General features: G+C 55.3%; 1 protein-coding gene. It reads left to right on the forward strand.

Annotated elements, in window-relative coordinates; genetic code table 11:
• Positions 1-282: 282 nt before the first annotated feature.
• Positions 283-3,429 (forward strand): transglutaminase domain-containing protein, encoded by a 3,147-nt coding sequence (locus B2R17_RS11785; RefSeq protein WP_286764141.1) that lies wholly within the window; start codon positions 283-285, stop codon positions 3,427-3,429.
• The last annotated feature ends 171 nt before the right edge of the window (positions 3,430-3,600 follow it).

Consider the following 3,600-nt stretch of genomic DNA (forward strand, 5'->3'; position numbering starts at 1 on the left):
CAGCCCAAACACGGATCTTCACTCACTGTCGCAGATCACCCAGTGTGGCGCAATCGCCCTGGGGTCTCGGGCGATGAAGTCGACAACAATAAATGACTCCGCAGAGAATTCTTGGTGGCGGAGTCATTCCATTCGGCGAGGACCTTTCATCAGTGGTTGCGCACGCTTGGGCCAGTCATACTGATGACTTGACTGGGTGTTTGAATCGGGAGCAGTGATCGCTGCTGCGATCGGATGCCTGTTCCATGCCATTGCCTGACACTTGAACGCTGAGTCCATCTCATGAGACAGCCGTTGATTGCCGTGATCCTTCCGACGCTTCTCCTCGGCCTGTCCGGGCTCGCATCGGCGGAGTTCAACACCGAGCGACTGGCTTTGGCGGGAGACAACCGTGCGGAGCTGGAACGAGCGCTGGCAGATGCAGCACCGGATCAACGGGAAGGAATCGAGTTCCTGATCGCGAATATGCCAGAGAGTGATCTGCAAACGCTTTCGGCTGACTACCTGTTGGAAAACACTCGACTGGCCTATCAGGCTTGGACCGATGCACCGTGGGCAAAGGAGATTCCCAAGGACATCTTTCTCAATAGTGTTCTGCCGTACGCGAGCATCAATGAGCGACGCGACGAGTGGCGAGCCGATTTTCGAAAGCGCTGCCTGCCGATGATTGAAGGAGCGAGTTCACCGAGCGAAGCGGCCGCTTTGATCAATCAAAAACTATTCAAAAACGTCGGCGTGAAGTATTCCACTCGGCGAGTGAAAGCGGATCAAAGCCCCCTGGAATCAATGGAAACCGGGTTGGCGTCGTGCACGGGTTTGTCGGTGCTGCTGATCGATGCTTGTCGGTCCGTTGGGATCCCCGCTCGGTTCGTGGGCACGCCCCTGTGGTTCAATCAATCAGGAAATCACTCGTGGGTGGAAGTCTGGGACGATGGCTGGCATTTCACGGGTGCCGCGGAGCCAACCGGGAACGAACTGGATCGTGGTTGGTTTGTCGGCAATGCAACCAAAGCTGACCGTTCGTCAAAAGCCCACGCGATCTATGCAACCAGTTTCAAACAGACCCCGCTCTCGTTCCCTTGCGTTTGGAATCGAAAGCTTCGAAGCATTCCCGCTGTGAACGTGACCGACCGCTACGTCGCCCTTCAAAAGTCATTGCCGACCGGCATGACCGAGTCGCTGTTCGTGGTGCATGGTGTGGATGGGAACCGAGCCAGTTGCCGACTGCGCGTCCTGGATGGCGACGAAGTTGTCTTTGAAGGTCAAACCAACGACGAGGGATTCGATGCCAACGATCATCTTCGAGTGGAACTGAAACAACAACACAAGTACTCCGTCTTGATTGGCGAAGGCGATCAAGTCATTCGCGACACCATCATCACCGATGCGGACGAGCACCTTCATGAGCACCACCTCGTCGCCGTCGATGCTGTCTCCGAATCACAGGTGAATGAATCCACTACCGCGATCAAAGCTCTCCGAGATTACCTCCAGTCCCAACCGGCAGCGGACCTCAAGACGATTCGCGATCAATCGTTCAGCGATGTCGCGTTGTCCGCGGACGATGTTGTCCAAGCCAGAAAGATCCTTGCGGAGCATCAAAAGCAAACTCTTCTCAAAACGCGTTCCGAGGAGATAAAGGCTCAGGTGTTGGTCCACGGTGACTATGAGATGCCGTTTGACTATCGCGTCTTTGGCGAAGCACCCGAAGAAGGTCGCAGTCTCTACATCTCTATGCACGGCGGTGGTGGTGCCCCGAAAGCGGTCAACGATCGTCAGTGGGAAAACCAGAAACGTTTGTATCAACCCGAAGAAGGTGTCTACGTGGCTCCGCGAGCTCCGACTGACACATGGAACCTGTGGCATCAAAAGCACATCGATCCGATGTTCGTGCGTTTGATTGAAAACATGGTCGCGTTTGAAAACGTCAATCCAAATCGCGTTTACGTGATGGGTTATTCCGCTGGCGGTGACGGCGTGTATCAACTGGCACCTCGTCTGTCCGACCGCTGGGCGGCCGCCGCGATGATGGCGGGGCACCCCAACGAAACGTCGGCACTGGGTCTCCGCAACGTTCCCTTCGCGTTGCAAATGGGGGGCAAAGACGCGGCCTACAAACGCAACCGAATCGCTGCGGATTGGCAAACGAAGCTGGCCGAACTGCATGAAGCTGATCCGGAGGGATACGAACACTTCGTGAAGATCTACCCGAACAAAGGGCACTGGATGGATCGCGAAGATGCGGTCGCGCTTCCTTGGATGGCCGAGCACACTCGAAACGTGACCCCGTCCAAGATTGTGTGGGTCCAAGACGATGTGACTCACTCGCATTTCTATTGGTTGGGCGTGGAAGAGTCGTCGGTCAAAGCGGGTGCGACCATCATCGCAGCCGTCGACGGTCAAACGATTGACCTAACCTCCTCGGACGTGAACAAGATCAACGTCTTCTTGGATGACCGATTCATCGACTTGGACCAACCGATCCAGATCACCAGCGGAGGTCAAACGCTGTTCGAAGGGCAGGTCACGCGAACTCTAAAAACACTCGTGACAACCTTCGACGAGCGATCCGATTCCGAGCTCGCGTTCCCGAGTTCAGTCGAAGTGGAGATGCCCAAGCCGTTCCCTCAATCGTTGGTCCCTGCCAAGGATTTACCACGATACACCGCGGCGAAGATTGATACAGAGCTGACGATCGATGGTCGCTTGGACGAGGAAGCTTGGCAGCAAGCCCGCAAGACCACATCCTTCGTGGACTTGGTCAGCGGACAACCCACTCGCTACGACACCCGCTCATCCATCCTGTGGGACGACGAGATTCTTTACATCGGATTTTGGTTGGAAGAACCCAACGTCGACGCCGAGTACAAAGACCGTGACGATCCGATTTACTACGACAACGACGTCGAAGTCTTCATCGCTGGAAAGGATGCCTACTACGAGTTCGAGATCAACTCCTATGGAACCGTCTACGAAGGCTTCTTTGTATGGCAGGAAGCGTACGAGAAAGGCGGTTATGCATCCGACCCACAACTTGCCAAAGACGCTCCGAATCAACAGGAGTTCGATGGCGTTGGGTTCACGGACCATCCACGCGGCAAACGCATCGCGTTTCTTGGCTACGACTTTCCCAATTTCAAATCCGCCGTTCACATCAACGGGACCTTGAATGACGATTCCGACGTCGATCAAGGTTGGACGGTCGAGTTGGCGTTTCCTTGGAAGGAGATGAATTGGCTTGCCAAGGGCGACAACCGATCACTGCCACCCAAGGTCGGCGATGAGTGGCGAATCGACCTCTTCCGATTCAACAAGACCAAGGCCCCCGAACCCGCCACCGACTCCGGAGGCTGGGCCCTCGGCGAACACGGAGTCTGGGACTCCCACATCCCCGAAATCTTCCCCATCATCACCTTCGCAGAAGAGTGATCAACACTCGCGAAGTTTCTGCAGGACAATCAACGCTCGAATTTCATAGGCAATGCCTAGCAGGCTATTGATTGACTGAACCATTTAGCAACGAGCGAAGAACAAGTGTCGGTTTGAAATTGTGGCATAGGCTTCCAGCCTGTGTTCCGCGCAATCACAGGCTGGAAGCCT

This window comes from Rhodopirellula sp. UBA1907 (assembly GCF_002337565.1).
GTDB classification, from domain to species: Bacteria; Planctomycetota; Planctomycetia; order Pirellulales; family Pirellulaceae; genus Rhodopirellula; species Rhodopirellula europaea.

Excerpts from the sequence above, each read along its gene's own strand:
- B2R17_RS11785 (WP_286764141.1), top strand. The coding sequence starts at position 283 with ATGAGACAGCCGTTGATTGCCGTGATCCTTCCGACGCTTCTCCTCGGC.